This window comes from Pantoea phytobeneficialis, from assembly GCF_009728735.1.
Classification (GTDB): domain Bacteria; phylum Pseudomonadota; class Gammaproteobacteria; order Enterobacterales; family Enterobacteriaceae; genus Pantoea; species Pantoea phytobeneficialis.
This window is the reverse complement of sequence record NZ_CP024636.1, coordinates 312,234-335,448: the sequence shown is the minus strand read 5'-3', so window position 1 is coordinate 335,448 and position 23,215 is coordinate 312,234. Positions and strand designations below refer to the sequence as shown.

Sequence of the window (23,215 nt, the reverse complement as noted above, 5' to 3'; positions counted from 1 at the left end):
CGCAGTTCCGGTTCGGTGATTTTAATTAAGACAACAAGCTGAAGGCAATCATCCCGACAATTGCCCCGGTGGTGCCGAGGATAGTTTCCATCAGCGTCCAGGTTTTCAGGGTTTCACCTTCCGTCGCGCCGGTAAAGCGGCCAAACAGCCAGAAACCGGCGTCATTGACGTGGCTGATTATGATGGAGCCACCGCCGATACAAATCGACAGCGCCGCCAGTTGCGCGCCGCTGTAGTGCAGCGGTTCAATCACCGGCATCACCAGGCCAACCGTCGTCAGGCAGGCGACCGTGGCTGAACCCTGAATCACCCGCACCGCACCGGAGAGGATAAAACAAGCCAGCGCAATCGGCAGACCCGCGCCAATCAACGCGTGGCCCAGTACCGGACCGACGCCGGAATCCACCAGCACCTGTTTAAACACCCCACCCGCACCGATCACCAGCAGGATAATCCCCGCCGGTTGCAGCGCGCTGCCGCAGACCTGCATCACCCTCTCTTTATCCATGCCCTGACGGTACGCCAGGCCATAAATCGCCACCAGACAGGCCAGCAGAATCGCGGTGAAGGGGTGACCAATAAACTCCAGCCACTCATACAGACGTGAATCCGGCGTAGTGAAGCGCGCACCGATGGTTTTCAGCCCCACCAACAGCAGCGGGAACAGGATCAGCGCCAGACTGAAGCGAAACGACGGCAGCTTGCCCTCTTCCACATCCGGTTGATTGTCTTCCGGCGGGGCGCTGAAGGTGACGCGTTTAGCAATCAGGTTGCCAAACAGCGGTCCGGCGATAATCATGCCAGGGATTGCTGCGCACAGGCCCAACAAAATCATCCAGCCAAAATCAGCATGCATTTGTGACGCCAGCAACATCGGAGCCGGTCCCGGCAGCAGAAACGCTGCGGAAGCAGCGACCCCGGCAAACAATGGGATCACCAGTTTCACCAGGTTATCGCCGGTGCGGCGCGCCACGGCAAATGCGATGCTGATCAGCAACACCACCGCCACCTCAAAAAACAGCGGCAGCGCGCAGATTAACCCGGCAATGCCCATCGCGTAATGCGCGCGGCTTTCCCCGAAGGTTTTCAGCATGCGGATAGCAATCTGATCGACCGCGCCGGTTTCATGCAGGATTTTGCCGAACATCGCGCCCAGCGCCACCACAATCGCCAGGAAACCGAGCGTACCGCCCATGCCTTTCTGCATGGTGTCAGCAATTTTGTCGAGCGGCATACCGGAGAACAACCCGGCACCAATGGAGACTAACATCAGGGCGACAAAGGCGTGCATACGCGCTTTCATCACCAAAAACAGCAGCAGCAGGACAGAGCCTGCTGCGGTTAACACCAGCGTTGCGGTACTCATGACTAACCCTTGTTGATTGCTCCCTTGATGGTCGCAACCGTGGCCGCAACTACCTCATCCAGTGAATGATTAATATCAACCACCAGTACATCGGGTTCGTTCGCGCCGGGTTCTTCCAGCGTGGCAAACTGCGTCACCAGCATCTGTGGTTTGAAGAAGTGGCCTTTGCGGGCTTTCAGGCGGGATTCGATGGTTTCGAAATCGCCTTTCAAATAGACAAATTTCAGGTTGTGGTTGCCTTGACGCAGGATGTCGCGGTAGGACTTTTTCAGTGCCGAGCAGACAATGATGGAGACTTCCTGGGTACGTTGCATGGCAAAAGCGGCATCGTTCAGCGCCTGCAACCACGGGCGACGATCGTTGTCATCCAGCGGATGGCCTTCGGCCATTTTCATAATGTTGCTGCGCGGATGCAGGAAATCACCGTCAAGAAAGGCGGTGTTGAGTTGGTGTGAAACCTGATTGGCGACGGCAGACTTTCCGCTGCCGGACACACCCATCAGGATAAAAACATGGTGCGACGGGGATGGCGTTGTCATTGTTTTGCGCTCCGGCAGTTAATCTGCCAATGTTACCGATAACAAATTCGATCATCATTGTCGGTACCCGGTCACAGGCTGGCAACCCTTTTACCGGGAAAAGCACGAAAGTGTGAACTGACTCAAAAAATCGCCAGAATCAGATGCTGCCGCCTTCGGCAATTTCAAACCCGACATCCAGTGGCACAGTGACGGAACGATCGCCGCCAATTCGCGCCAGCAGCATCGCCGCCGATTCCCGTCCCATGCGTTCGCGCGGGGTCAGCACCGTCGCGAGACGCGGGTTAACCACTTGGGTGATATCGTGACCGTGGAAACCGGCAATCGCCATTTGCTCCGGGACGCTCAATCCCTGACGTTGGCATTCGAACATCGCCCCGACTGCAAGGTCATCGTTGGTACAGAACAAGCTGTCGGTTTGCGGATAGCGTCGTTGCGCCTCACGCAGCAACAAGGCTCCGGCGCTGAAGGACGAGGCATCTTCCATCATCACGCTGTGCGGTGTTAACCCGGCTTCACGCATCGCCTGCTCGTAGCCCTGCTGTTTCTGGAGGGTACGTTCATCAAGGCGCGCACCGAGGTAGACGGTGTGGCGATGGCCTTTTTTCAGGATAGCATGGGTCATCTGACGCGCCGCTTCGACGTTGTTAAAGCCCACAGCCATATCGAGGCAAGGTGAAACCGAGTCCATCATTTCGATTACCGGGATGCCTGCCACTTCGAGCATACGCAGCGTACCCGGCGTATGGGTGCGTTCCGTCAGGATCACCCCATCGATGTTCCAGCCCAGCAGCGAACGCAGCTGTAATTCCTCTTTCTGTGCGTTATAGCCGAAGTGCCCCACCAACGTCTGATACCCCGCCTCATCGGTGACGGTTTCAATCCCGCGCAGCACGTCAGCAAATACCTGGTTAGTCAGTGACGGCAGCAGCACACCGATGGCGCGGCTGGTGGCGTTAGAGAGCATGTCAGGAGCGCGGTTGGGGATGTAACCCAACTCGTCCAGCGCAATGGCGATTTTGTCACGCAGCGCAGCGGAGACCTGCTCTGGATTGCGCAGGTAGCGGCTGACGGTCATTTTGGTGATGCCGACGCGATCGGCAACGTCCTGTAGTACCGGTCTTTTTTTCTTCATCGTAAGCGCCTGAGGTCAGAGATACGCTGAGTCTATCATTAAATTGTCATGCGATTGTAAACGGGGCGCGGGAAGCGGGATCGTTGCCGAATGTCGGAGAAAAAGACAAAAAAAAAGCCAGCACCCGAGCTGGCTAAGAAACACTGGAAGCAATGTGAGCAATGTCGTGCTTTCCCGGTTTGTCAGGAGGACTTCCCGGGACCGCATCGCAATAATAATCATTATCATTCGCGTCTGTAAAGTCCTTTTGAGAATTATTTTCAATTGACCAGCGATAAAAAATCCTTGATGTTAAAGGGGATTTTTTCATTTTGCATAAGGAGCCGCACCATGAGTCTGATCACTGTGCGTCACACCACGCCTGATGACGCCGCCGTACTGTTTCAGCTTTACAGCCACGCTGAAACCCAGGCGGATACCCTGCATTTACCCTTGCAATCGCCTGCGCTGTGGCAGGAGCGACTGCAAAACATTCGTCCGGGTGAGCAACGTCTGGTGGCGTGCATTGATGGACAGGTGGTGGGACAACTCACCGTCAGCGTGCTGGAGGCGATGCGCCGTCGTCATACCGCGACTATCGGGATGGGGGTTGATCCAGCGTTTCACCGCCGTGGCGTCGGTTCCGCGTTGATGGCGGCGATGGTGGACCTGTGCGACAACTGGTTGCAGGTGACGCGCATTGAGCTGACGGTGTTTGCCGACAATAAAGCCGCGATTGGGTTGTATCAGAAGTTTGGGTTTGAGATTGAGGGCACCGCGCGCCGTTATGCGATGCGGAACGGCGCGCTGGTGGATACCCATTATATGGCGCGGTTGAAAGGGGAAGCTGGCCAGGTGGCAGTGGGTTGACACCGAATAGGTTCCGCCCGCCAAACATAGTGGAGTTTCAGCCGCTACGTGCAGGCGGACGGGCAAAGGTGCGAGGGCGCGCACCTTTGCAATCCGCTCCCTGCGCCGTCCTCGCGCAGCGCATAGCGCTGTTCCCTCGCTTATCACTCAGGCCGTACGGCCCGCGCGGATTCGCCATCCCTGGCTCATTCCGCCCTCTCGCCGCATCCATGCGGCTCGTCCTGGCCTTCACTCTGCGCTCAGCGCTGCGGATGCCGCCCACCCCATCGCCTGAAAGCCAGGTGCTCTCTTAATTGCGCGATAAATCGCGCCGCTACAAATGGCAGCACGTTACCCGTAGCGGCGCGATTTATCGCGCAAAAAAAGAGGCTGGCGCAGGGCCCGGGATTGCAAAGGATGCGGCCAGGCGCCCTTTGCTCGGTCGCCGCACCGGCGAGCTGAAACTGCATCAGCCTATGGCGAACGAAACCCGCTCAGTGCGAACGAAACCACGGAGCCTTTAATAACCCGCGCTTAAATCATCCACCGAACGCGGATCGGATGCACCATAACGCGTGCCATCCGGCCCAATCATAATGCTCTGGGTACTGCCCATCGCCGGGAGCACCTTCACATGCTGACCTTTGCTCTCCAGCAAACGCAAGGTATCCGGGCTAAAGCCCTTCTCCACACGCAGCTGATCCGGCAGCCACTGATGATGGAAACGCGGCGCATTGGTCGCCTCGGCCACATTCATACCAAAATCGATGCTGTTGACCACCATCTGCAACACCGTGGTGATAATGCGGCTGCCGCCAGGGCTACCGGTCACCAGCCAGGTTTTGCCATCCTTCACCACAATGGTCGGTGACATCGACGACAGAGGACGCTTGGCAGGTTGCACCGCATTGGCTTCACCACCAACCAGACCATAGACGTTCGGTGTCCCCGGTTTGGCGGAGAAGTCATCCATCTCGTTGTTCATCAGGATACCGCTCTGCCCGGCCACAATGCCGCTACCGAAGTAGGTATTCAGCGTGTAGGTCACCGCCACTGCATTGCCGTCCTTATCCACCACGGAGAAATGGGTAGTTTGATTGCTCTCGTACGGCTCCAGCTTGCCCGGTTTGATTTCGCTCGACGGGCGCGCCTTGTTGACATCAATCTGCTGCGCCAGCGATTTCGCGTAAGCTTTGCTGGTCAACGCCTGCTGCGGCACCTTCACAAAATCCGGGTCACCGAGATATTCCGAGCGGTCGGCATAGGCGTATTTTTCTGCCTCGGCCATCACCTGCATCGCATCGGCGCTACCAAAGCCCATCTTCGCCAAATCGAAGTTTTCCAGGATATTAAGGATTTCGATGATATGAATGCCGCCTGATGACGGCGGTGGCATTGAGAAGACCTGATAGCCGCGATAGCTGCCGCTGACCGGTTTGCGCTCAACGGCGCGATAGGCTGCCAAATCAGCTTTGCCAATCAGACCACCATGTTGTGCCATCTCACCGGCGATTTCGTCGGCAATTTTGCCTTTGTAGAAGGCATCCGGCCCTTGTTGCGCAATCAATTGCAGGCTGTGCGCGAGGTTTTTCTGCACCAGACGATCGCCCTTCTGATAAGGCTGGCCGTCGGCTTTGTAGAAAATGGCCCGGCTGTTGTCGTGATTGATCAGGTTTTCTTTGCCATAGGTGGCGAGGTCATCCGCCAGCGCATCGTTAACAATGATGCCGTTCCGCGCCAGTTTGATTGCCGGGGCCAGCAAAGTGCTTAACGGCAGCGTGCCATATTTATGAGCGGCCAGCGCAAAACCCGCCACCGTGCCTGGCGTACCCGATGCCAGATGGGAAGTGAGTGATAACTTACTGTCGGCGTTGCCTTGTTTATCAAGGAACATATCGCGCGAGGCACGCGCCGGAGCCATTTCGCGGAAATCGATGGCGGTGGTCTGCCCGGAGGCGGTACGCAGCAACATAAATCCGCCGCCACCGAGGTTTCCGGCCTGTGGATGGGTCACCGCCAGCGCGAAGCCGACCGCGACCGCGGCATCCACCGCATTGCCACCCTGCTTGAGAATCTCCACGCCCACGTCAGTGGCGGTCGCATCCACCGAGGCCACCATGCCATGTTTCGCCTTCACCGGATGGAAGGTATCGCTATCCACGCCATAAGAGACGGGAGGTGCGCTGTTTGGTGCCGCCTGTCCCCCCTGCACCACGGTAAAACTCATCAACAACGCCCAGCCGAGCTGGCGTACACTGCCTTGTATCCGCATGCCACTACCATCCTTTTCAGTTGTTTATAATTGTTTACATTGACGCAAGTGTTTACAAACACTGAAAAAGATTAGCAGCTAACTCAAATTAGGTGCACTCCTGGATTGGCCCTTTTTAATATCGCATAAACTTATGGTTGCTGCGGTTACGCCAGACACACAGCACCGCGGCATTAATGGAGGAGTGATCATGAAAAAATGGCTGATTGTTTTCGCTGCCCTGCTGCCGTTAAGCAGCATGGCGAATATGCTGAATAACACCAACGAACCCTTTAAACCGGGCTACAACCCAAGCCAGCAACGGATGCAGACGCAGATGCAAATCCAGCAGCAGCAGGAGAAACTGAAGCTGCAACAGGATCAGCAACAGCAGAAACAGGATTTACAGCGCAAAATGCAGGAACATCGCGACAGCGCCCAGCAGCGCATCATCAAAACGCAGCCGGGCCAGCAGAAGACCAATTAACGGAAGTCGGGACCAATAATGTCGATGCGGTCGGTACAGATCGCATCGACGCCCCACCCCAGCAGCTCGCGCGCCCGCTCGGGCTGATTCACGGTATAAACCAGGATATGCAGACCTGCCGCTTTCAACTGCGCGGTGCGCTCGGCATTCAGCAATTTGTGGTTGAGGTGAATGGAGACGCAATCCAGACTTGAGGTCAGCGCTTGCCAGTCATCATGCCAGCTATCCAGCAGCAAGCCGCGTGGCAGTTCTGGCACCGCCTGCATGGCGGCTTCCAGCGCCTGATACGAGAAAGAAGAGAGCAGCGGCGCAGTTTGCCCCTGCCACAATTCACGCGCGGCTAACGCCACATCGCGCCCCGTCTCCACCTCTTTGCCAGTGGTCGGTTTGATCTCAATATTCGCCATCATCTGATGCTGACGGCAGCGCGCGGCCACGTCACTCAGCAGCGCCAGCGGCTCACCGGCAAATTTGTTGCTGAACCAGCTACCGGCATCCAGTTGCGCCAGCTTATCCCACGGCAAATCGCCCGCCACGCCCCAGCCGTTGCTGGTGCGATCGAGGGTGTCATCGTGCAGCAGGAAAATCTGGCGATCGTCTGAGAGTTTGGCGTCAAACTCAATCATTTGGTGGTGATAATGCGCCCCCACATCAATGGCGGCGAGGGTGTTTTCCGGGGCCAGTTTACCGCCGCCACGATGGGCGACAATGTGCGGATACGGCCAGTTGTGCTTACTCATTCCAGACGCTTTCCATGAGTTGAATCGAAGAAATGTAACGCCTCCGACGGCAAATGCAGCCATAGGCTGCTGCCCGCCGGCGGGCGTTCGCTGTGCGGCAAACGTACCACCAATCGCGCCTCACCGATACGACCATGCGCCAGATTATCAGCACCGAGCATTTCCAGTGTCTCCACCACCAACGGAATCCCCCCCGCCTCTCGGCTTGTTAGCTGGATATGCTCCGGGCGAATGCCCAGCGTCAGTGGCCGATTGGCCCACTTCGCCTTGCTTTCCGCCAGCGGCAGCGCGTGCAGGGCATCGAGGGTAAAACGGGTGCCGTCGCTGTTGATCTGCCCCGGCAGCAGGTTCATCGCCGGTGCGCCGATAAAAGCGGCGACAAACTGGCTGGCCGGGCGTTCGTACACCTCAACCGGCGTGCCCACCTGCTCGACAATGCCTTTGTTCATTACCATCACGCGCTGTGCCAGCGTCATCGCCTCAACCTGGTCATGCGTCACGTACAGGCTGGTGGTTTGCAGACGACGGTGCAGCTGTTGCAGCTCCAGCCGCATCTGCACGCGCAGGCGGGCATCAAGGTTTGACAACGGTTCATCAAACAGGAACACCGCCGGTTCACGCACGATGGCGCGCCCCATCGCCACACGCTGGCGTTGACCGCCGGATAACTCACGCGGGCGACGGGTCAGCAGATGATCCAGTTCGAGGCTACGCGCCGCTTCCAGTACGCGCTGGCGAATCTGTTCTTTGCCCATACCACGGATTTTCAGGCCATAGGCCATGTTCTCTTCTACCGTCATATGTGGGTAGAGCGCGTAGTTCTGGAACACCATCGCGATACCACGATCTTTCGGCTCCAGATCGGTAACACGTTGGTCGTCAATATAGATATCGCCAGAGCTGACGCGCTCCAGCCCGGCCACCATACGCAGCAGCGTGGATTTACCGCAGCCGGAAGGCCCGACCATCACCATAAACTCGCCATCGTTGATGGTGATATTCAGCGGCTGAATGATCTGATTTTTGCCGTCATACGATTTGGTGACGGTCTGAAGGGTTACGCCTGCCATTTTATTTCTCACTCTCCACCAGGCCACGCACAAAGGCACGCTGCATGACTAAAACCACCACCACCGGTGGGATCAGGGTTAATAACATTGCCGCCATCACTTCATTCCACTGCGTCGGACCGCCGCTGGTATTGATCATACTTCTCACCCCGGCCACGGCTGTGCCAAGGCTGGCATCATTGATGATCAGCAGCGGCCACAGATACTGGTTCCAGCCGTAGATGAAGGTAATGACAAACAGCGCGGCCAGATTGGTTTTCGACAGCGGCAACACGATGTCCCAGAAGAAGCGCAGTGGACTGGCACCGTCGATGCGTGCCGCTTCAATCAACTCATCCGGTAGCGACATAAAGAACTGGCGAAACAGGAAGGTGGCGGTGGCCGAGGCCATCAGCGGCAACGTCAGACCGCTGTAGCTGTCGAGCATATGCAGCGTCGCAATCACCTCCACCGTCGGGAAGATACGCACTTCCACCGGCAGCATCAGGGTGATGAAAATCAGCCAGAAAAACAGCGAGCGCAGCGGAAAGCGAAACCACACCAGCGCAAATGCCGACAGCATCGAGACGGCGATTTTGCCCACGGTGATACTCAGCGCCATCACCAGGCTGTTGAACAGCATCAGGCCAAACGCCGGGCCACTGCCGTTAACGCCCTGAGTCCAGATGCGCGCGATGTTGTCCCACAGGTGGTGACCTGGGATCAGCGTCATTGGCACCTGATAAACCGCGTTGTTGTCCAGCGTTGCCGCGACAAAGGCGACATACAGCGGAAACAGGATCGTCAGCACACCCAGCACCAGCAGCGTGTGGCTGAAGATATCCAGCCCGCGTCGGTTCTCAATCATTGGTATTGCACCTTACGCTCGACAAAGCGGAATTGCAGGATAGTGAGGCCAATCACCAGCAACATCAGCACCACCGATTGCGCTGCCGACGAGGAGAGATCAAGCCCGGTAAACCCTTCGCGATAAATTTTGTAGATAAGCGTGGTGGTCGCCTGTACCGGCCCACCGCCAGTGGCGGCATCGATCACCGGGAAGGTGTCGAAGAAGGCATAGACCAGGTTGACCACCAGCAGGAAGAAACTCACCGGGGTGATCAACGGCAGCGACAGGTTAAAGAAGCGCCGCACCGGCCCGGCACCGTCAATCGCCGCTGCTTCCACCAGCGATTTGGGGATCGATTGCAGCGCCGCAAAGAAAAACAGGAAGTTGTAGCTCATCTGCTGCCAGATCGATGCCAGCACGATCAGGAACATCGCCTGGCCGCTGTTTTGCGCGTAGTTCCAGTTGTAACCGATCTGGTTAAGGAGATGGCTGAACAGGCCGAGTCCGGGGTTAAACAGGAACATCCACAGCACTGCCGCGACCACCGGGGCCACCGCATACGGCAGCAGTAGCAAGGTTTGGTAGAGTTTTTTCAGCCGCACCACATAATCCACCAGCGCCGCCAGCAGCAGAGAAAACAGCATGCCGCACCCCGTGACCAGCGCGCTGAATTCAATGGTGGTCCAGAAAGAGGCCAGGTAGTACTCATCACTGAACAGCCGTCTGAAGTTATCCAGCCCAACAAAAGTGCTGGAGATACCAAAGGGATCAAGGCTTTGCAGTGAGTACCACAGCGCTTCACCGGCTGGCCAGAGAAAGAAGATGGCGGTGATCACCAGCTGTGGCAGTACCAGCAGATAGGGCAACAAACGGGAGCGGAAAACCGGGCGTGATGATGAGGACATAACGGACTCGTTCAGGCAAAAAGATCGGGGCAGACACGCGGCCTGCCCCGTTACGGCGGGTTACTTCACCTGCTGCTCAAAACGGCGCAGCAGTTCGTTTCCGCGTTTAACTGAGTTATCCAGCGCTGCCTGCGGCGATTGTTTGCCGGTCCACACGCTTTCCAGCTCCTCGTCCACGATGGTGCGAATCTGCGGCATATTGCCCAGACGCATCCCTTTGGTGAACGGCAGCGGATCTTTGTTCAGCATCTGGCGCGTCGCGATATCGGCACCCGGGTTCTTGTCGTAGAAGCCCTGCTGTTTGGTCAGCTCGTACGCCGCCGTGGTGATCGGCAGATAACCGGTTTTCTGGTGCCACTCGGCGGCGATTTCCGGTTGCGCCAGGAACTGCATAAACTCCGCCACACCTTTGTAAGTGTTGGCATCTTTGCCCTTCATCACCCACAGGCTGGCACCACCGATGATGGCATTCTGCGGTGCATTCGGCACGGTTGCGTCATACGGCATCATGCCGACACCAAAGTTGAATTTGGCGTAGTGTTTGATATCCGCCAGTGAACCGGAAGACGCGGTGGTGATGCCGCAATCGCCGTTGTAGAACTTCGCGGTGGATTCATCTTTGCGGCCAAAGTAGGTGAAATCACCCTTCTTGTTCATGTTTTCCAGCATCTGGATGTGACGAACCTGCACCGGCTTGTTGAACTCCAGCTCAGCGTCTGTGCCGTCAAAACCGTTGTTTTTGGTCGCCACCGGCAAGCCGTGCCAGGCGCTGAAGTTTTCAATCTGAATCCAGCCTTGCCAGCCGCTGGCGTAACCGCAGGTCAGGCCCGCTTTACGCAGCGCATCGGCGTCTTTTGCCAGTTCCTGCCAGGTTTTTGGTGGCTGATCCGGGTTCAGACCGGCTTTTTTGAAGGCGTCTTTGTTGTAGTACAGCACCGGGGTGGAGCTGTTGAACGGCTGAGAGATTAAATGGCCGCTGGAATCGCTGTAGTAACCCGCGACAGTCGGGACGAACTGTTTTTCATCAAATGCGATTCCGGCATCCTGGAACACCTGATGCACCGGCACAATGGCTTTGGACGCCATCATGGTGGCAGTACCCACTTCATACACCTGCAAAATGGCCGGTGCTTTACCGGTACGCACAGCGGCAATCCCCGCCGCCAGGCTTTGTTCATAGTTGCCTTTGTAGACCGGGACGATTTTGTAGTCTGGGTGGGCCTGGTTAAAACGTTGTGCCAGAGAATCAACTTCTTTGCCTAACTCGCCTTCCATTGAGTGCCAGAAAGGAATTTCGGTGGCAGCCAGTGCATGACCACTGAGCATCAGACCGAGCAGGGCACTCATCAGGCGGGGACGAAGCGTAAAAGCGGACATAATGTTTTCCTGTGCATGTAGGTACGCGCGAAATCACGCATTTTTTGTTCGCGAAGTAACATGACACGGGAAAATGACGGAAAAATAACAGGTTAATGACGGGAATGTGACAAGGCTGAGTGCAGCTTGTTGCCCTCATCCCGGCCTTCTCCCGCAAGCGGGAGAAGGAGACGTGCAATATATAAGTTTGGCTCGATCAATTCCCTCTCCCGCTCGCGGGAGAGGGTTAGGGCACTCAGGCACCTAAATAGGCGCTTCTTACCGCCTCGTTGGACAACAGCGCTTCGCCACTATCCTCCAGCACCACATGCCCGTTCTCCAGCACGTAGCCACGGTCGGCCAGTTTCAGTGCCTGGTTGGCGTTCTGCTCGACAAGGAAGATGGTCATCCCTTCTTTACGCAGCTGCTCGATGGTGTCGAAAATCTGCTGAATGATAATCGGCGCCAGGCCGAGCGATGGCTCGTCCAGCAACAGCAGACGCGGCTGGCTCATCAGCGCACGACCAATCGCCAGCATCTGCTGCTCGCCACCGGACATGGTACCGGCACGTTGCACCTTACGCTCCGCCAGACGCGGGAACAGATCATAGACGCGCTCAATACGCTCCTGATACTGGCTACGGCTGGCAAAGAAGCCCCCCATCGCCAGATTCTCTTCCACCGTCATGCGCGAAAACACCCGACGCCCTTCCGGGACAATGGCGATCGCCTCACGCATGATGCGTGCGGTTTGCCAATCGGTAATGGTTTTGCCATCAAACGTAATGGTGCCTGCGGTTGCACGCGGCTCGCCACACAGCGTACCGAGCAGCGTAGTTTTGCCTGCACCGTTGGCACCAATCAGGGTGACAATTTCGCCCTGATTGATATACAGGCTGACGTTATGCAGCGCCTGAATTTTACCGTAATGGGCGCTGACGTTTTCAATGGTTAACATTGGGTTGGCCATATTACGCCTCTCCTAAATAGGCACGGATCACATCCGGGTTATTACGAATCTCTTCCGGCGTGCCGTTGGCCAGTGGCGTTCCCTGATTGACCACGTAAATACGGTCAGAAATGCCCATCACCAGCTTCATATCATGTTCGATCAACAACACCGACACCTTATGCGTACCGCGCAGTTCGGCAATCAGTTCGTCCAGTTCGTGCGTTTCTTTCGGGTTCAGACCGGCCGCCGGTTCATCCAGCATCAGGATTTCCGGGCGCGTGACCATGCAGCGTGCGATCTCCAGACGACGTTGCTGACCATAAGCAAGGTTACCCGCCTGACGGTTCGCCAGCTCCAGCAGGCCGATACGTTCCAGCCAGGTGGCAGCGCGGTCCAGCGCTTCGCTTTCGCCTTTGCGGAACGCCGGGGTTTTGAATAACCCGGAAAATACGCCGCTTTTCAGATGCTGATGTTGCGCCACCAGCAAGTTTTCAATCACCGTCATCTCACGAAACAGGCGCACATGCTGGAAGGTACGCACAATGCCCATCCGTGCAATTTTCTGCCCCGGTAAGCCGGCCAGATTTTGATCGCGCAGTTTGATGCTGCCGCCCGTGGGTTTGTAGAAACCGGTCAGGCAGTTGAACACCGTGGTTTTACCCGCGCCGTTTGGACCAATCAACGAAACGATTTCCTGCTCCCGCAGTTCCAGCGCCACGTTGTTGACTGCCAGCAGGCCACCAAAACGCATCATCAGGCCTTCTACGGCTAATAAAGGCTGACTCATGCCTGCTCTCCTGCTTTACCCTGTTTCAGTTTCAGCTGCGGACGCTTCATCGGCAGCAACCCCTGCGGTCGCCAAATCATCATCAGCACCATTAAGCCACCCAGTACCAGCATGCTGTATTCGTTGAGGTCACGCATCAGCTCACGCGATACCACCAGCAACACAGCGGCGAGGATGACCGCAAACTGCGAGCCCATGCCCCCCAGCACCACAATCGCCAACACAAACGCCGACTCGACAAAGGTGAAGGATTCCGGGCTGACAAAGCCCTGGCGCGCAGCAAACAGCGTACCGGCAAAACCGGCAAAGGCCGCGCTGATGGTAAACGCCGTCAGCTTGATACGCGTCGGGCTAAGACCAAGAGAACGGCAGGCGATTTCATCTTCGCGCAGCGCTTCCCAGGCACGGCCCAGCGGCATACGCAGCAGGCGGTTGATGATAATCAGCGTCAGCACTACCAGCAGCAGCGCCACCAGGTAGAGGAAAATCACGCGGTCATTGGGATCGTATTTCATGCCGAACACCTCGTGGAAGGTGCCCCAGCCGCCCTCGCTGACCTTGCGACCAAACTCCAGGCCGAAGAGGGTCGGTTTCGGGATCTGCGCGATACCGTTTGGACCGCCGGTAATCGAGGTGTTGTTCAGCAGCAGGATACGGACGATTTCGCCAAAGCCGAGGGTGACAATCGCCAGATAGTCACCACGCAGACGCAGCACCGGGAAACCGAGCAGTAAGCCGAACGCCCCGGCCACCAGACCCGCCAGCGGCAGGCTCTGCCAGAAGCCAAAACCGTAGTAGTGGTTCAGCAAGGCGAAGGTATAGGCACCGATGGCATAGAAGCCGCCGTAGCCCAGCACCAGCAGGCCCGACAAGCCCACCACCACGTTAAGCCCGAGGCCCAACATCACGTAGATCAGCGTCAGGGTGGCGATATCCACGCTACCGCGCGAAACCAGGAACGGCCAGATCACCGCAGCCACGATCATCAACACCATCACCAGCTTCTGCTTCGGCGTTGAACCATCAAAGCCCGGCAGCACCAGGCCATTGCCGCTGCGTTTGAATTTGCCGTGGAATAACGGACGCAGCAACTGGAACAGGAATACCACGCCGCAACCGACAAAAATCCAGTTCCAGCGCACCGTTCCGGCGTTGGATACCACCAGTTTGGTGCCATCAAGATCAAGGCGCATACCCATAAAGAAGGTGGCAAGCACCAGCAACATCACCGTAGAGATAACGGCGTTAACCAGTCCGAGGCGCTTCATACTTTTTCCACCTCCGGACGGCCAAGAATGCCGGTTGGCATCACCAGCAGCACGACAATCAGCAACGCAAAGGAGACCACGTCTTTATATTCGGTAGAGAGATAGGCCGAGGTCAATGCTTCGGCAATGCCCAGCACCAGACCACCGATCATCGCCCCCGGAATGCTGCCGATCCCGCCCAGTACTGCGGCAGTGAAGGCTTTCATCCCGGCCATAAAGCCGATAAACGGGTTGATGGAACCGTAGAACTGCCCCAGCAGTACGCCAGCCACTGCCGCCATCGCCGCACCAATCACAAAGGTCAGTGAAATCACGCGATCGGTATTGATACCCAGCAGGCTGGCCATTTTCAGGTCTTCTGCACAGGCACGGCAGGCGCGCCCCATACGTGAATAACGGATAAATACCGTCAGTGCCAACATGGCGATAAAGGTCACAACCCAGATCATCAACTGCATGGTGGAGAGCGTGGCGGCAAAGCCGTTGCTTTCACCCAAGGTCCATTGCCCGGTGATCAAGCTCGGCAGCGCGAGATCGCGCGAACCTTGCGTCAGGCTGACGTAGTTTTGCAGGAAGATCGACATCCCGATGGCGGAGATCAGCGCGATCAGGCGCTTGGAGGAACGCACCGGCTTATACGCCACACGTTCGATACTCCAGCCGTAGGCGCTGGAGATAATGATCGCCATGACAAAACCGGCGGCAATCATCAGCCAGGTGGTGTCGATGCCCATCATCATTAGCGCGGCGATGACGATAAAGGAGACATAGCTACCGATCATGTACACTTCGCCGTGGGCGAAGTTGATCATGCCGATAATGCCGTAAACCATCGTGTACCCAATGGCGATCAGCGCGTAGGTGCTGCCCAGGGTCACTCCGTTGAACATCTGCTGGAGGAAATAGAGGAACTGCTCGGACATAACAAGTACCTTAGAAACACGTCCGTGATGGTAAATCGTTACCGCGACTGGCGGTAAATTAACCGGTTTGATTAAGGGCGGCCTGAAGGCCGCCCTTGCGATCGTGCTGGATGCAACGATTACTTGATCGCGGTTGATGAGCCGTCTTTATGCCATTTGAAGATGCCGAATTCGAAGCCTTTCAGGTCACCTTTCTGGTCCCAGCTCAGGTTGCCCATCACGGTCGGAACCGGTGCGCCTTCTTTCAGGTTCTTGGCGATCGCATCAGGCTCGTCGCTCTTGCTGCGCTCGATACCGGCCACCAGCGACTGAATCGCGGCATAGGTGGTCCAGACGAACGGACCGGTCGGATCTTTGCGGTTCGGTGCGGTGTTGGCTTTGATGGCGTCAACAATCGCTTTGTTGTCCGGCAGCTGGTCATAACGCTTCGGCAGGGTCACGTACAGACCTTCAGATGCATCACCGGCAATGTTAGACAGTGAGGCGTTGCCCACCCCTTCCGGTCCCATAAAGCCCGCGTTCAGGCCCGCGGCTTTTGCCTGGCGCAGAATCTGCCCCAGCTCCGGGTAGTAACCACCGTAGTAAACGAAGTCGACGTTGTCTTTCTTCAGACGCGCAATCAGGGTGGAGAAATCTTTATCGCCAGCGGTGATACCTTCGAACAGCACCACGTTGCCGCCTTTGGCTTTCAGGGTTTTCTGCACCGACTCCGCCAGACCCTGGCCGTATTGCTGCTTGTCATGCACCACAGCGATACGTTTTGGTTTGATGGTATCGAGGATGTAGTTTGCCGCCGTCGGGCCCTGATCGGAGTCGAGGCCGGTGGTGCGCATCACGTCAGCATAACCACGCGCGGTCAGTTCCGGTGCGGTCGCTGCCGGGGTGATCATCAGCACGCCTTCGTCGTTATAGATATCAGAGGCCGGCTGGGTAGAAGAGGAGCAGAGGTGACCGATAACGTATTTGATACCATCGTTCACAACTTTGTTGGCAACCGCTACCGCTTGTTTCGGGTCGCAGGCATCGTCATATTCCACGCCAACCAGTTTATCGCCGTTGACACCGCCTTTGGCATTGATGTCTTTAATGGCCTGTGCCGCACCGGTAAATTGCATGTCGCCGTATTGGGCTACCGGACCGGTTGCTGCACCGACGATGGCAATTTTGATGTCTTTTGCCAGCGCCGCATGGCTCATCGCCAGCGCTACGCAGCCCGCCAATAATGCGCGTCCTTTACTCATTTTCATGCGAACTTCCCCATCTGTTGTGTCGTGTCTGTTGTGAGTTGGATTATTTTCTGCCAGTGAAAGAGGAAAACTGATTCTGGAATAATGAGTTAGCGCACTTTTCTGGCATTTATTGGTAATAAGGCTTTATTTTTCAGGTTATTAAACAGGAAGTTTCTTCTGTAAATCAACTGACATATTCAGTTATAGCTGGGTTGAACAGCAGAATCGTCTGGTTGTTATGGCCGTATTTTCGCCGACTTGCCAGCTAATTATGCTAGCTATTTAACCAATCATCACTCTGTTCAACTATCATCCTGGCAAACAGGCTGTTGTTTGACCTATTTTCATCAAAAAAAAGTGACAGCGCTCTGACTGTCTAAATTCGCTACACTATGCCCTTTGCACTAGTACAGGTACGGGGAATGAAGCTCACTATTCAGCGCTTAACATCGTTGACGACGCAGGATCGAATCGACCTGACCAAAGTCTGGCCGGAAATCGATATTTCACAGCTGGAAGCCCAGCTGAGCGAGACACAACGGATGTATGCCGCGCGCTTTAATGATCGTCTGCTGGCGGCACTGCAACTGACCATTCAGGGCGCGCAGGGAAAAATTACCCAGCTTCAGGTGCGGGAAGTGACGCGTCGTCGCGGCGTGGGGAAATATTTGCTGGAGGAGACGCTGGCGCAGAACAGCGCGCTGGCAGAGTGGTGGGTGGCCGATGACGGCGCTGATGAACAGGACATTCGTGCTGCGTTTATGCAGGCTTGCGGCTTTCGCGCGCAGGGTGATGGCTGGACACGATAAAAACGTAGCGGCGCGATTTATCGCGCTTTTGTCCGTTGTAATAACGTCAAAGGCGCGCGATAAATCGCGCCGCTACAGGTTATGTGCTTTTATCAGGCTTCAATTGCCATACGTAATTTCTTCATGGCGTTCTTTTCCAGCTGGCGTACACGCTCTGCGGAAACGCCGTATTGGTCGGCCAGTTCCTGCAAGGTGGTTTTGTTCTCTTCATCCAGCCAGCGCGCACGGATGATGTGCTGACTACGCTCGTCCAGGCCCTGCATCGCGTCGGTCAGTTTATCGGCGGCGTGTGCATCCCAGTTGTCCTCTTCAATGCCATCAGCAAAGTCAGACGTTTTATCCTGGAGATACAGCACCGGGGCCATGGTTTTGCTTTCGCCGTTTTCGTCGTCAGACGACATGTCGAAAGTCATATCCTGTGCCGCCATGCGCGATTCCATTTCACGCACATCTTTGCTGCTCACGCCCAGCTCGCGCGCTACCATCTCGACTTCGTCCTGGTTAAACCAGCCCAGACGCTGCTTGGTTTTACGCAGGTTAAAGAACAGCTTACGCTGTGCTTTTGTGGTAGCGACCTTCACAATACGCCAGTTACGCAGCACGTATTCGTGAATCTCAGCTTTAATCCAGTGCACGGCAAACGACACCAGACGCACACCCACTTCAGGATTGAAGCGACGCACCGCCTTCATCAGGCCGATGTTCCCTTCCTGAATCAGGTCTGCCTGTGGCAAGCCGTAACCGGAATAGTTACGAGCGATATGAACAACAAAGCGCAGATGAGACAGGATCAGCGTCTTAGCCGCATCCAGATCGCCCTGGTAATGCAGCCGTTCAGCCAGCGCTTTTTCCTCTTCTGCCGACAGCATCGGCCAGACGTTGGCAGCCCGAATATACGATTCCAGGTTACCAAGAGGAGCAATAGCTAAAGTTTGCATTTCTTTGGTCATTCAAACCCTCACAAATTCAGTGGAATATTGCTGCACGTTCCCATGAGCAGACGATACATTAAGTCAACGTCGCGGGAAATCCGAAAGCAATCTGTGCTACCCGAACTTAGAGATCAAAGTTATCCACAAGTTCCATCGTAACAGTGAATATTTTACACACAGATGACAGGAAGGGAAGCGGAGAAAAAATCCTCTGCGCCCGATTGTCGGCAGCAGAGGACTATTATACCAAAAAAATGTGTCAGGCGTTTACTGGGGCGTAAATCGGCGTAAATGTTGTACCGTTGCCAGCCAGGCAGCAATCCAGCCGATGATGGCAGCAATTAACAACAGCAGCAGCGCTTCATCCCAGGAAAATCCTTCCAGATCAAAGCTGGTGCCGAATACCTGCGCCACCTGCGCGACCACCGATTGCAGACGCAGCACCAGCACTTCAGACAAAATCAGCGATAACACCGCGCCACTTAAACCCAACATCGCCCCGCCATACAGGAACGGACGCAGGATAAAGCCGTCAGTTGCACCCAGCAATTTCTGAACGTTAATAGTATCGCGGCGCGCAAAAATGCTGAGACGCACGCTGTTGCCAATCACCAGGAATACCGCGATTACCATTAACAGACCAATGATCTCCGCAATTTGTCCTACCAGCCCAGACAACGCCGCCAGACGGGCAAACCAACTGTCATCCATGCGCACTTCATCGACGCCCTGCACTTTGGACACCCGATCACGCAGGCTCGCCAGTGTATCGGCACTCTGGAAATTCAGATTCGGCGTGATAATCGCCACGGCTGGCAACGGATTCTGCTCCAGCATATCCATCGCGCCGCCAAAACCGGACCAGTTGCGGAATTCGTTGAGCGCCTCTTCCCGCGTCAGATAGTCGACGTTCTTCACGCCGTCCAACTGCTTCAGCTGTGCAGTGACGTTTTCCGCCGCGGTGTCATCCAGCGTTTTGGAGAGATACACCGTCAGCTGCGGAGCCGGATACCACTGGGTTGCCGCCTGGCTGACGTTTTTCCACACCATATAGCAAACGCTCGGCAGCGTCAGCGAGATGGCAATCACCATTACCGTCAGCAACGTCGCCAACGGCTGACGCCACATATCAGACAGCGTGCCGCGCAGCGCATAGCGCCACTGCTCCTGCCAGCCGCCCTTCAGCGCTTTGCTTTTTGAAGGCTGTTTCGCTTTCGGCGCCGGTGTGCGCTTATTGCGTTTATTGACCATCATGGCCTCCGTGCAGGCGTCCCTGATTAAGCGTCATCATGCGATAGTTACGACGGGCAATCAGGCCCATATCATGGGTAGCCATCAGCACCGTTACACCAACGCGGTTGAACTCTTCAAACAGGCGCAGAATATCTTCCGACAACGCTTCATCAAGGTTACCGGTCGGTTCATCCGCCAGCAGTACGGCGGGTTTATTCACCACCGCGCGCGCAATGCCGACGCGCTGCTGTTCACCACCAGAGAGCTGAATCGGGAAACTTTTCGCTTTGTCGAGCAGGCCCACTTTATCCAGTGCCGCAGAGACGCGACGACGAATATCCTCACCGCTGGCTCCCGAGATGATCAGCGGGATCGCCACGTTGTCATACACCGAACGGTCCATCAGCAGATGGTGATCCTGGAAGATCATGCCAATCTGACGACGCAAAAAAGGCACTTCGCTATTCCGCAGCCGGGAGATATCGTGCCCACTGAACCAGATTTTCCCGGCGCTCGGGCGCTCAATACCACAAATCAGCTTCAGTAAGGTACTTTTCCCCGCGCCAGAGTGGCCGGTCAGAAACGCCATTTCACCGGGGCGCAGATGAAAATCCACCCCCTGGAGCGCCTGACGTCCGCCCAGATATGCCTTACTGACCTCTTCAAAGCGAATCATCCCAATTAGTCCTCTCGGGCAAACAGTGCCTCAATAAAGTCTGCGGCCTTAAACGGCCGTAAATCCTCGATGCCTTCCCCGACACCGATATAACGAATCGGAATGCCAAACTGATCGGCAACCGAGAAGATCACACCACCTTTCGCAGTGCCATCCAGTTTTGTCAGGGTGATGCCAGTCAGGCCCACCGCTTCATGGAACAGTTTCGCCTGGCTGATGGCGTTCTGCCCGGTGCTGGCGTCAATGGTCAGCATCACTTCATGCGGCGCATCTTCATCCAGTTTCTTCATCACGCGGGTGATTTTCTTTAACTCTTCCATCAGGTGCGATTTGTTTTGCAGACGTCCGGCGGTATCGGCGATCAACACATCGACATTACGCGCTTTCGCCGCCTGAATGGCGTCAAAGATCACGGATGCGGAATCCGCACCGGTGTGCTGGGCAATAACCGGGATGTTGTTGCGCTGACCCCAGACCTGCAACTGCTCAACCGCAGCCGCACGGAAGGTATCACCCGCCGCCAGCATCACGGATTTGCCTTCGGCCTGATACTGGCGCGCCAGCTTGCCGATAGTGGTGGTTTTACCAACGCCGTTGACCCCAACCATCAGGATGACAAACGGCGTTTTGCCTGATACATCCAGCGGAGCATCGACTTTATCGAGAATTCCGGCCATTTCCGCTTTCAGCAAACCATACAACGCTTCGGCATCCCGTAGTTGTTTACGGTCTGCCTGCTGCGTCAGATTGGTGATGATGCGGCGCGTGGTTTCAACACCAACGTCAGCAATCAACAGCTGCTCTTCCAGTTCCTCAAACAAATCGTCATCGATTTTCTTGCCACGGAAGAGGCTGATGAACCCGGAACCAAGATTCGCGCGCGTTTTTACCAGGCTACGTTTCAGACGGGCAAAGAAGCCCTCTTTGGTTGGACGTTCCTGCTCCTGCGCCACCAACGGCGCAGCGGCCAGCGGCAGATCGCTGACAGTATCCTGCGCGACTTCGGGTTCCGCTTCTGGCGCTTCTTCCGCCAGCGCCAGCGCTTCGAGTTCTTCATCGCTCAGCGCGGTGTCTTCTTCGTCCTGCTCGACCTCGGCAACCGGCTCAACTACAGGTGGCTGCTGGGTTTCTGGCAGGACTTCTTCGGCGACGACAACGTCCGGCGCTTCAGCCTGCTGCTCTGCCACCTGCTCGGTGACGGCAACGGTTTCTTCCGCCTGCGCTTCGGCGCGATCTAACGCGCTCTCTTCAACGGCTGGCTCCTGCGCCACCTCAGCGGGTTGTTGCTGCTCTTCGGCAGGCTGTTGCGTCTCTTCTTCTTTGCCAAAGCCCAGCCAGGAAAAAAAGCCGCGTTTTTTCTCTTTTGCCATTGTGTAACCACACTCCTCGATGGCTTATTCCCGGTAGCACGCTGTTCCCAGGGGATAAAAAATTCAATTTGAAGGCTTTAGCCGCGTAAAAATCAGTGAATTACACGCGCCATACCAACTCACTAGTCTAACACTTTCCAGCCAGCGCACCACAGCACCCTTTTTTACGTTTCTTCTGCCTTCCACGCCCGTTAAACTACGCAACAAATTATGACGAGTTGTGAGCAAAATGAGTAAATCCCCCCGCAGCAGCGGCGCTGCTGGTCAGATCCGCATTATTGGCGGTCAATGGCGCGGCCGTAAATTGCCGGTGCCCGACAGCGCGGGCCTGCGCCCGACCACCGACCGGGTACGCGAAACCTTGTTTAACTGGCTAGCCCCGGACATTCAGCAGGCACGCTGCCTGGATTGCTTTGCTGGCAGCGGTGCGCTCGGTTTGGAGGCGCTGTCGCGCTTTGCCGGCTCTGCCACCCTGTTGGAGCTGGAGCGCCCGGTGGCACAACAATTGACGCAAAATCTGCAAACGCTGCGCGCCAGCAATGGCAAAGTGGTACAGACCAATACGCTACAATGGCTGAGTCAGCCGGGTGAGCCCTTTGATGTGGTGTTTGTTGATCCGCCATTCCGTAAGGGATTGTTACAGGAGACGCTGACGCTGCTGGAGCAAAACGGCTGGCTGGCAGCCGAAGCGCTGATTTATGTCGAAAGTGAGGTGGAGCATGGCGCCCCTCCGGTTCCCGCCTGCTGGGATCTGTATCGTGAGAAAATTGCCGGCCAGGTCGCTTATCGTTTATATCAACGTCAACAAGGAGATGTGTGATGTGGCTTAATCTGGGACGTTTATTAATGATCTGCGTCTGGGCCTTTTTGCTGTTAAATCTGGTCCAGCCATTTCCAACGCCGCTGCGCTATTTCGTGCATGTGGCGCTGTTCTTTATGATCATCATGCACGGTTTACAGCTGGTCTTGCTGCGCGCCACGCAGCCGAAGGAAGCGCCCAAACTGGGACGCGCCACACAATTAAAGATTTTCTTCTTTGGCGTGTTTGAACTGCTGGCGTGGCAGAAAAAACATTATCCGAAAGGATAATGTTTCTTACGTAGCAGCGCGATTTATCGCGCAGATTTTTCCTGCCGCGCACACGCAATTGCGCGATAAATCGCGCCGTTACAGGGGAGTGAAACTCACAAAGCGGGTGCCCTGCATTTTCAGCTCGCCCTTCACCCCTTTATCCATCTGATGATAATCCCCGGCATTGACGACCAGCTTGAAATCGCCCGCGCCATTCAGCGGGTGAAACCAGGCTTCATAACGCATATCTTCCCCGGCAATCACTTCACGCTGGCGCGAACGGCGATTGGGTGACGGATACTCACGTTTGGTTTTGATTTCTACACTCAGGGTTTGGATCGGGGAAGCATCGTTCACCGCCGTTTCGCGGCGTTGCTTGATAAACTGACGGGTCGCCAAAACAGCAATAATCGCCAGAACGATAAAAAAGAGTAGCGGTGGTTTGCTCATGTTTTCTCT

The 23,215-nt window shown here is 56.0% G+C and carries 24 protein-coding genes; 5 read left to right on the top strand and 19 right to left on the bottom strand.

Annotated elements, in window-relative coordinates; all coding sequences use genetic code 11:
- Window positions 1-25: 25 nt before the first annotated feature.
- The 3 genes from gntU to gntR form a co-directional block, all read right to left on the bottom strand.
- On the bottom strand, window positions 26-1,366 hold the full coding sequence (gene gntU / locus CTZ24_RS01480) for a gluconate transporter (protein ID WP_208724599.1): 1,341 nt from the start codon (window positions 1,364-1,366) through the stop codon (window positions 26-28).
- A 2-nt stretch (window positions 1,367-1,368) separates the two neighbouring features.
- Entirely contained in the window at window positions 1,369-1,905 is a 537-nt protein-coding gene (gene gntK / locus CTZ24_RS01475) for a gluconokinase (RefSeq protein ID WP_021184064.1), read from the bottom strand.
- Window positions 1,906-2,044: 139 nt separating this feature from the next.
- Window positions 2,045-3,040, bottom strand: a complete 996-nt coding sequence (gene gntR / locus CTZ24_RS01470) for a gluconate operon transcriptional repressor GntR (RefSeq protein WP_208724598.1) — start codon at window positions 3,038-3,040, stop codon at window positions 2,045-2,047.
- Window positions 3,041-3,370: 330 nt separating this feature from the next.
- Between gntR and CTZ24_RS01465 the strand changes: the two genes are divergently transcribed.
- Complete coding sequence (locus tag CTZ24_RS01465) at window positions 3,371-3,889, top strand: GNAT family N-acetyltransferase (protein WP_208724597.1); 519 nt, start codon at window positions 3,371-3,373, stop codon at window positions 3,887-3,889.
- 499 nt (window positions 3,890-4,388) lie between these two features.
- On the opposite strand, the gene ggt is transcribed toward CTZ24_RS01465, so the two are convergent.
- Window positions 4,389-6,140 (bottom strand): gamma-glutamyltransferase, encoded by a 1,752-nt coding sequence (gene ggt, locus CTZ24_RS01460; RefSeq protein ID WP_021184061.1) that lies wholly within the window; start codon window positions 6,138-6,140, stop codon window positions 4,389-4,391.
- Between the two features lie 190 nt (window positions 6,141-6,330).
- Between ggt and CTZ24_RS01455 the strand changes: the two genes are divergently transcribed.
- Entirely contained in the window at window positions 6,331-6,606 is a 276-nt protein-coding gene (locus CTZ24_RS01455; RefSeq protein ID WP_021184060.1) for a DUF2756 domain-containing protein, read from the top strand.
- Here CTZ24_RS01455 and ugpQ read toward each other — a convergent pair.
- The 10 genes from ugpQ to CTZ24_RS01405 form a co-directional block, all read right to left on the bottom strand.
- Window positions 6,603-7,346: a glycerophosphodiester phosphodiesterase gene (gene ugpQ / locus CTZ24_RS01450; RefSeq protein ID WP_208724596.1), complete on the bottom strand. Its 744-nt coding sequence runs from the start codon at window positions 7,344-7,346 to the stop codon at window positions 6,603-6,605. The two genes, CTZ24_RS01455 and ugpQ, sit on opposite strands and share 4 nt — an antisense overlap.
- The gene (locus CTZ24_RS01445) at window positions 7,343-8,416 is read right to left on the bottom strand and encodes a sn-glycerol-3-phosphate import ATP-binding protein UgpC (RefSeq protein WP_208724595.1); all 1,074 of its coding nucleotides are present in this window, start codon (window positions 8,414-8,416) and stop codon (window positions 7,343-7,345) included. Before CTZ24_RS01445 ends, ugpQ begins: the two co-directional genes overlap by 4 nt.
- Before the next feature lies 1 nt (window position 8,417).
- Window positions 8,418-9,263 (bottom strand): sn-glycerol-3-phosphate ABC transporter permease UgpE, encoded by an 846-nt coding sequence (ugpE, locus tag CTZ24_RS01440; RefSeq protein WP_208724594.1) that lies wholly within the window; start codon window positions 9,261-9,263, stop codon window positions 8,418-8,420.
- Window positions 9,260-10,150, bottom strand: a complete 891-nt coding sequence (gene ugpA, locus CTZ24_RS01435) for a sn-glycerol-3-phosphate ABC transporter permease UgpA (protein WP_208724593.1) — start codon at window positions 10,148-10,150, stop codon at window positions 9,260-9,262. The genes ugpE and ugpA overlap by 4 nt, the downstream gene beginning before the upstream one ends.
- Before the next feature lie 60 nt (window positions 10,151-10,210).
- Window positions 10,211-11,527, bottom strand: coding sequence for a sn-glycerol-3-phosphate ABC transporter substrate-binding protein UgpB (gene ugpB, locus CTZ24_RS01430; RefSeq protein ID WP_208724592.1), 1,317 nt, complete (start codon window positions 11,525-11,527; stop codon window positions 10,211-10,213).
- Window positions 11,528-11,762: 235 nt separating this feature from the next.
- Entirely contained in the window at window positions 11,763-12,476 is a 714-nt protein-coding gene (gene livF, locus CTZ24_RS01425; RefSeq protein ID WP_208724591.1) for a high-affinity branched-chain amino acid ABC transporter ATP-binding protein LivF, read from the bottom strand.
- A gap of 1 nt (window position 12,477) precedes the next feature.
- Window positions 12,478-13,245: a high-affinity branched-chain amino acid ABC transporter ATP-binding protein LivG gene (livG, locus tag CTZ24_RS01420; RefSeq protein WP_013507459.1), complete on the bottom strand. Its 768-nt coding sequence runs from the start codon at window positions 13,243-13,245 to the stop codon at window positions 12,478-12,480.
- A complete protein-coding gene (locus tag CTZ24_RS01415) occupies window positions 13,242-14,513 on the bottom strand; it encodes a high-affinity branched-chain amino acid ABC transporter permease LivM (RefSeq protein WP_021184053.1) in 1,272 nt (423 codons plus the stop codon). Before CTZ24_RS01415 ends, livG begins: the two co-directional genes overlap by 4 nt.
- On the bottom strand, window positions 14,510-15,436 hold the full coding sequence (livH, locus tag CTZ24_RS01410) for a high-affinity branched-chain amino acid ABC transporter permease LivH (RefSeq protein WP_013507457.1): 927 nt from the start codon (window positions 15,434-15,436) through the stop codon (window positions 14,510-14,512). Before livH ends, CTZ24_RS01415 begins: the two co-directional genes overlap by 4 nt.
- 119 nt (window positions 15,437-15,555) lie before the next feature.
- Complete coding sequence (locus CTZ24_RS01405) at window positions 15,556-16,683, bottom strand: branched-chain amino acid ABC transporter substrate-binding protein (RefSeq protein ID WP_021184052.1); 1,128 nt, start codon at window positions 16,681-16,683, stop codon at window positions 15,556-15,558.
- Between the two features lie 404 nt (window positions 16,684-17,087).
- Between CTZ24_RS01405 and panM the strand changes: the two genes are divergently transcribed.
- A complete protein-coding gene (gene panM, locus CTZ24_RS01400; RefSeq protein WP_208724590.1) occupies window positions 17,088-17,474 on the top strand; it encodes an aspartate 1-decarboxylase autocleavage activator PanM in 387 nt (128 codons plus the stop codon).
- A 92-nt stretch (window positions 17,475-17,566) separates the two neighbouring features.
- Here panM and rpoH read toward each other — a convergent pair whose 3' ends face one another.
- From rpoH to ftsY, 4 genes are all read right to left on the bottom strand, one after another.
- Entirely contained in the window at window positions 17,567-18,424 is an 858-nt protein-coding gene (gene rpoH / locus CTZ24_RS01395; protein ID WP_021184050.1) for an RNA polymerase sigma factor RpoH, read from the bottom strand.
- 249 nt (window positions 18,425-18,673) lie between these two features.
- Window positions 18,674-19,657 (bottom strand): permease-like cell division protein FtsX, encoded by a 984-nt coding sequence (gene ftsX / locus CTZ24_RS01390; RefSeq protein WP_021184049.1) that lies wholly within the window; start codon window positions 19,655-19,657, stop codon window positions 18,674-18,676.
- Window positions 19,647-20,315 (bottom strand): cell division ATP-binding protein FtsE, encoded by a 669-nt coding sequence (ftsE, locus tag CTZ24_RS01385; protein WP_013507452.1) that lies wholly within the window; start codon window positions 20,313-20,315, stop codon window positions 19,647-19,649. Before ftsE ends, ftsX begins: the two co-directional genes overlap by 11 nt.
- 5 nt (window positions 20,316-20,320) lie before the next feature.
- Window positions 20,321-21,685 carry a signal recognition particle-docking protein FtsY gene (gene ftsY, locus CTZ24_RS01380; RefSeq protein ID WP_208724589.1) on the bottom strand — a complete coding sequence of 455 codons (1,365 nt, stop codon included), beginning with the start codon at window positions 21,683-21,685 and terminating at the stop codon, window positions 20,321-20,323.
- A gap of 229 nt (window positions 21,686-21,914) precedes the next feature.
- Between ftsY and rsmD the strand changes: the two genes are divergently transcribed.
- Both rsmD and CTZ24_RS01370 read left to right on the top strand, forming a co-directional pair.
- Window positions 21,915-22,505 (top strand): 16S rRNA (guanine(966)-N(2))-methyltransferase, encoded by a 591-nt coding sequence (gene rsmD / locus CTZ24_RS01375; protein ID WP_208724588.1) that lies wholly within the window; start codon window positions 21,915-21,917, stop codon window positions 22,503-22,505.
- Window positions 22,505-22,774, top strand: coding sequence for a DUF1145 family protein (locus tag CTZ24_RS01370; RefSeq protein WP_021184046.1), 270 nt, complete (start codon window positions 22,505-22,507; stop codon window positions 22,772-22,774). Before rsmD ends, CTZ24_RS01370 begins: the two co-directional genes overlap by 1 nt.
- Window positions 22,775-22,852: 78 nt before the next feature.
- On the opposite strand, the gene CTZ24_RS01365 is transcribed toward CTZ24_RS01370, so the two are convergent.
- Window positions 22,853-23,206 (bottom strand): DUF2500 domain-containing protein, encoded by a 354-nt coding sequence (locus CTZ24_RS01365; RefSeq protein WP_021186278.1) that lies wholly within the window; start codon window positions 23,204-23,206, stop codon window positions 22,853-22,855.
- Between the last annotated feature and the right edge of the window lie 9 nt (window positions 23,207-23,215).

Excerpts from the sequence above, each read along its gene's own strand:
- gntU (WP_208724599.1), bottom strand. The coding sequence starts at position 1,366 with ATGAGTACCGCAACGCTGGTGTTAACCGCAGCAGGCTCTGTCCTGCTG.
- gntK (WP_021184064.1), bottom strand. The coding sequence starts at position 1,905 with ATGACAACGCCATCCCCGTCGCACCATGTTTTTATCCTGATGGGTGTG.
- gntR (WP_208724598.1), bottom strand. The coding sequence starts at position 3,040 with ATGAAGAAAAAAAGACCGGTACTACAGGACGTTGCCGATCGCGTCGGC.
- CTZ24_RS01465 (WP_208724597.1), top strand. The coding sequence starts at position 3,371 with ATGAGTCTGATCACTGTGCGTCACACCACGCCTGATGACGCCGCCGTA.
- ggt (WP_021184061.1), bottom strand. The coding sequence starts at position 6,140 with ATGCGGATACAAGGCAGTGTACGCCAGCTCGGCTGGGCGTTGTTGATG.
- CTZ24_RS01455 (WP_021184060.1), top strand. The coding sequence starts at position 6,331 with ATGAAAAAATGGCTGATTGTTTTCGCTGCCCTGCTGCCGTTAAGCAGC.
- ugpQ (WP_208724596.1), bottom strand. The coding sequence starts at position 7,346 with ATGAGTAAGCACAACTGGCCGTATCCGCACATTGTCGCCCATCGTGGC.
- CTZ24_RS01445 (WP_208724595.1), bottom strand. The coding sequence starts at position 8,416 with ATGGCAGGCGTAACCCTTCAGACCGTCACCAAATCGTATGACGGCAAA.
- ugpE (WP_208724594.1), bottom strand. The coding sequence starts at position 9,263 with ATGATTGAGAACCGACGCGGGCTGGATATCTTCAGCCACACGCTGCTG.
- ugpA (WP_208724593.1), bottom strand. The coding sequence starts at position 10,150 with ATGTCCTCATCATCACGCCCGGTTTTCCGCTCCCGTTTGTTGCCCTAT.
- ugpB (WP_208724592.1), bottom strand. The coding sequence starts at position 11,527 with ATGTCCGCTTTTACGCTTCGTCCCCGCCTGATGAGTGCCCTGCTCGGT.
- livF (WP_208724591.1), bottom strand. The coding sequence starts at position 12,476 with ATGGCCAACCCAATGTTAACCATTGAAAACGTCAGCGCCCATTACGGT.
- livG (WP_013507459.1), bottom strand. The coding sequence starts at position 13,245 with ATGAGTCAGCCTTTATTAGCCGTAGAAGGCCTGATGATGCGTTTTGGT.
- CTZ24_RS01415 (WP_021184053.1), bottom strand. The coding sequence starts at position 14,513 with ATGAAGCGCCTCGGACTGGTTAACGCCGTTATCTCTACGGTGATGTTG.
- livH (WP_013507457.1), bottom strand. The coding sequence starts at position 15,436 with ATGTCCGAGCAGTTCCTCTATTTCCTCCAGCAGATGTTCAACGGAGTG.
- CTZ24_RS01405 (WP_021184052.1), bottom strand. The coding sequence starts at position 16,683 with ATGAAAATGAGTAAAGGACGCGCATTATTGGCGGGCTGCGTAGCGCTG.
- panM (WP_208724590.1), top strand. The coding sequence starts at position 17,088 with ATGAAGCTCACTATTCAGCGCTTAACATCGTTGACGACGCAGGATCGA.
- rpoH (WP_021184050.1), bottom strand. The coding sequence starts at position 18,424 with ATGACCAAAGAAATGCAAACTTTAGCTATTGCTCCTCTTGGTAACCTG.
- ftsX (WP_021184049.1), bottom strand. The coding sequence starts at position 19,657 with ATGGTCAATAAACGCAATAAGCGCACACCGGCGCCGAAAGCGAAACAG.
- ftsE (WP_013507452.1), bottom strand. The coding sequence starts at position 20,315 with ATGATTCGCTTTGAAGAGGTCAGTAAGGCATATCTGGGCGGACGTCAG.
- ftsY (WP_208724589.1), bottom strand. The coding sequence starts at position 21,685 with ATGGCAAAAGAGAAAAAACGCGGCTTTTTTTCCTGGCTGGGCTTTGGC.
- rsmD (WP_208724588.1), top strand. The coding sequence starts at position 21,915 with ATGAGTAAATCCCCCCGCAGCAGCGGCGCTGCTGGTCAGATCCGCATT.
- CTZ24_RS01370 (WP_021184046.1), top strand. The coding sequence starts at position 22,505 with ATGTGGCTTAATCTGGGACGTTTATTAATGATCTGCGTCTGGGCCTTT.
- CTZ24_RS01365 (WP_021186278.1), bottom strand. The coding sequence starts at position 23,206 with ATGAGCAAACCACCGCTACTCTTTTTTATCGTTCTGGCGATTATTGCT.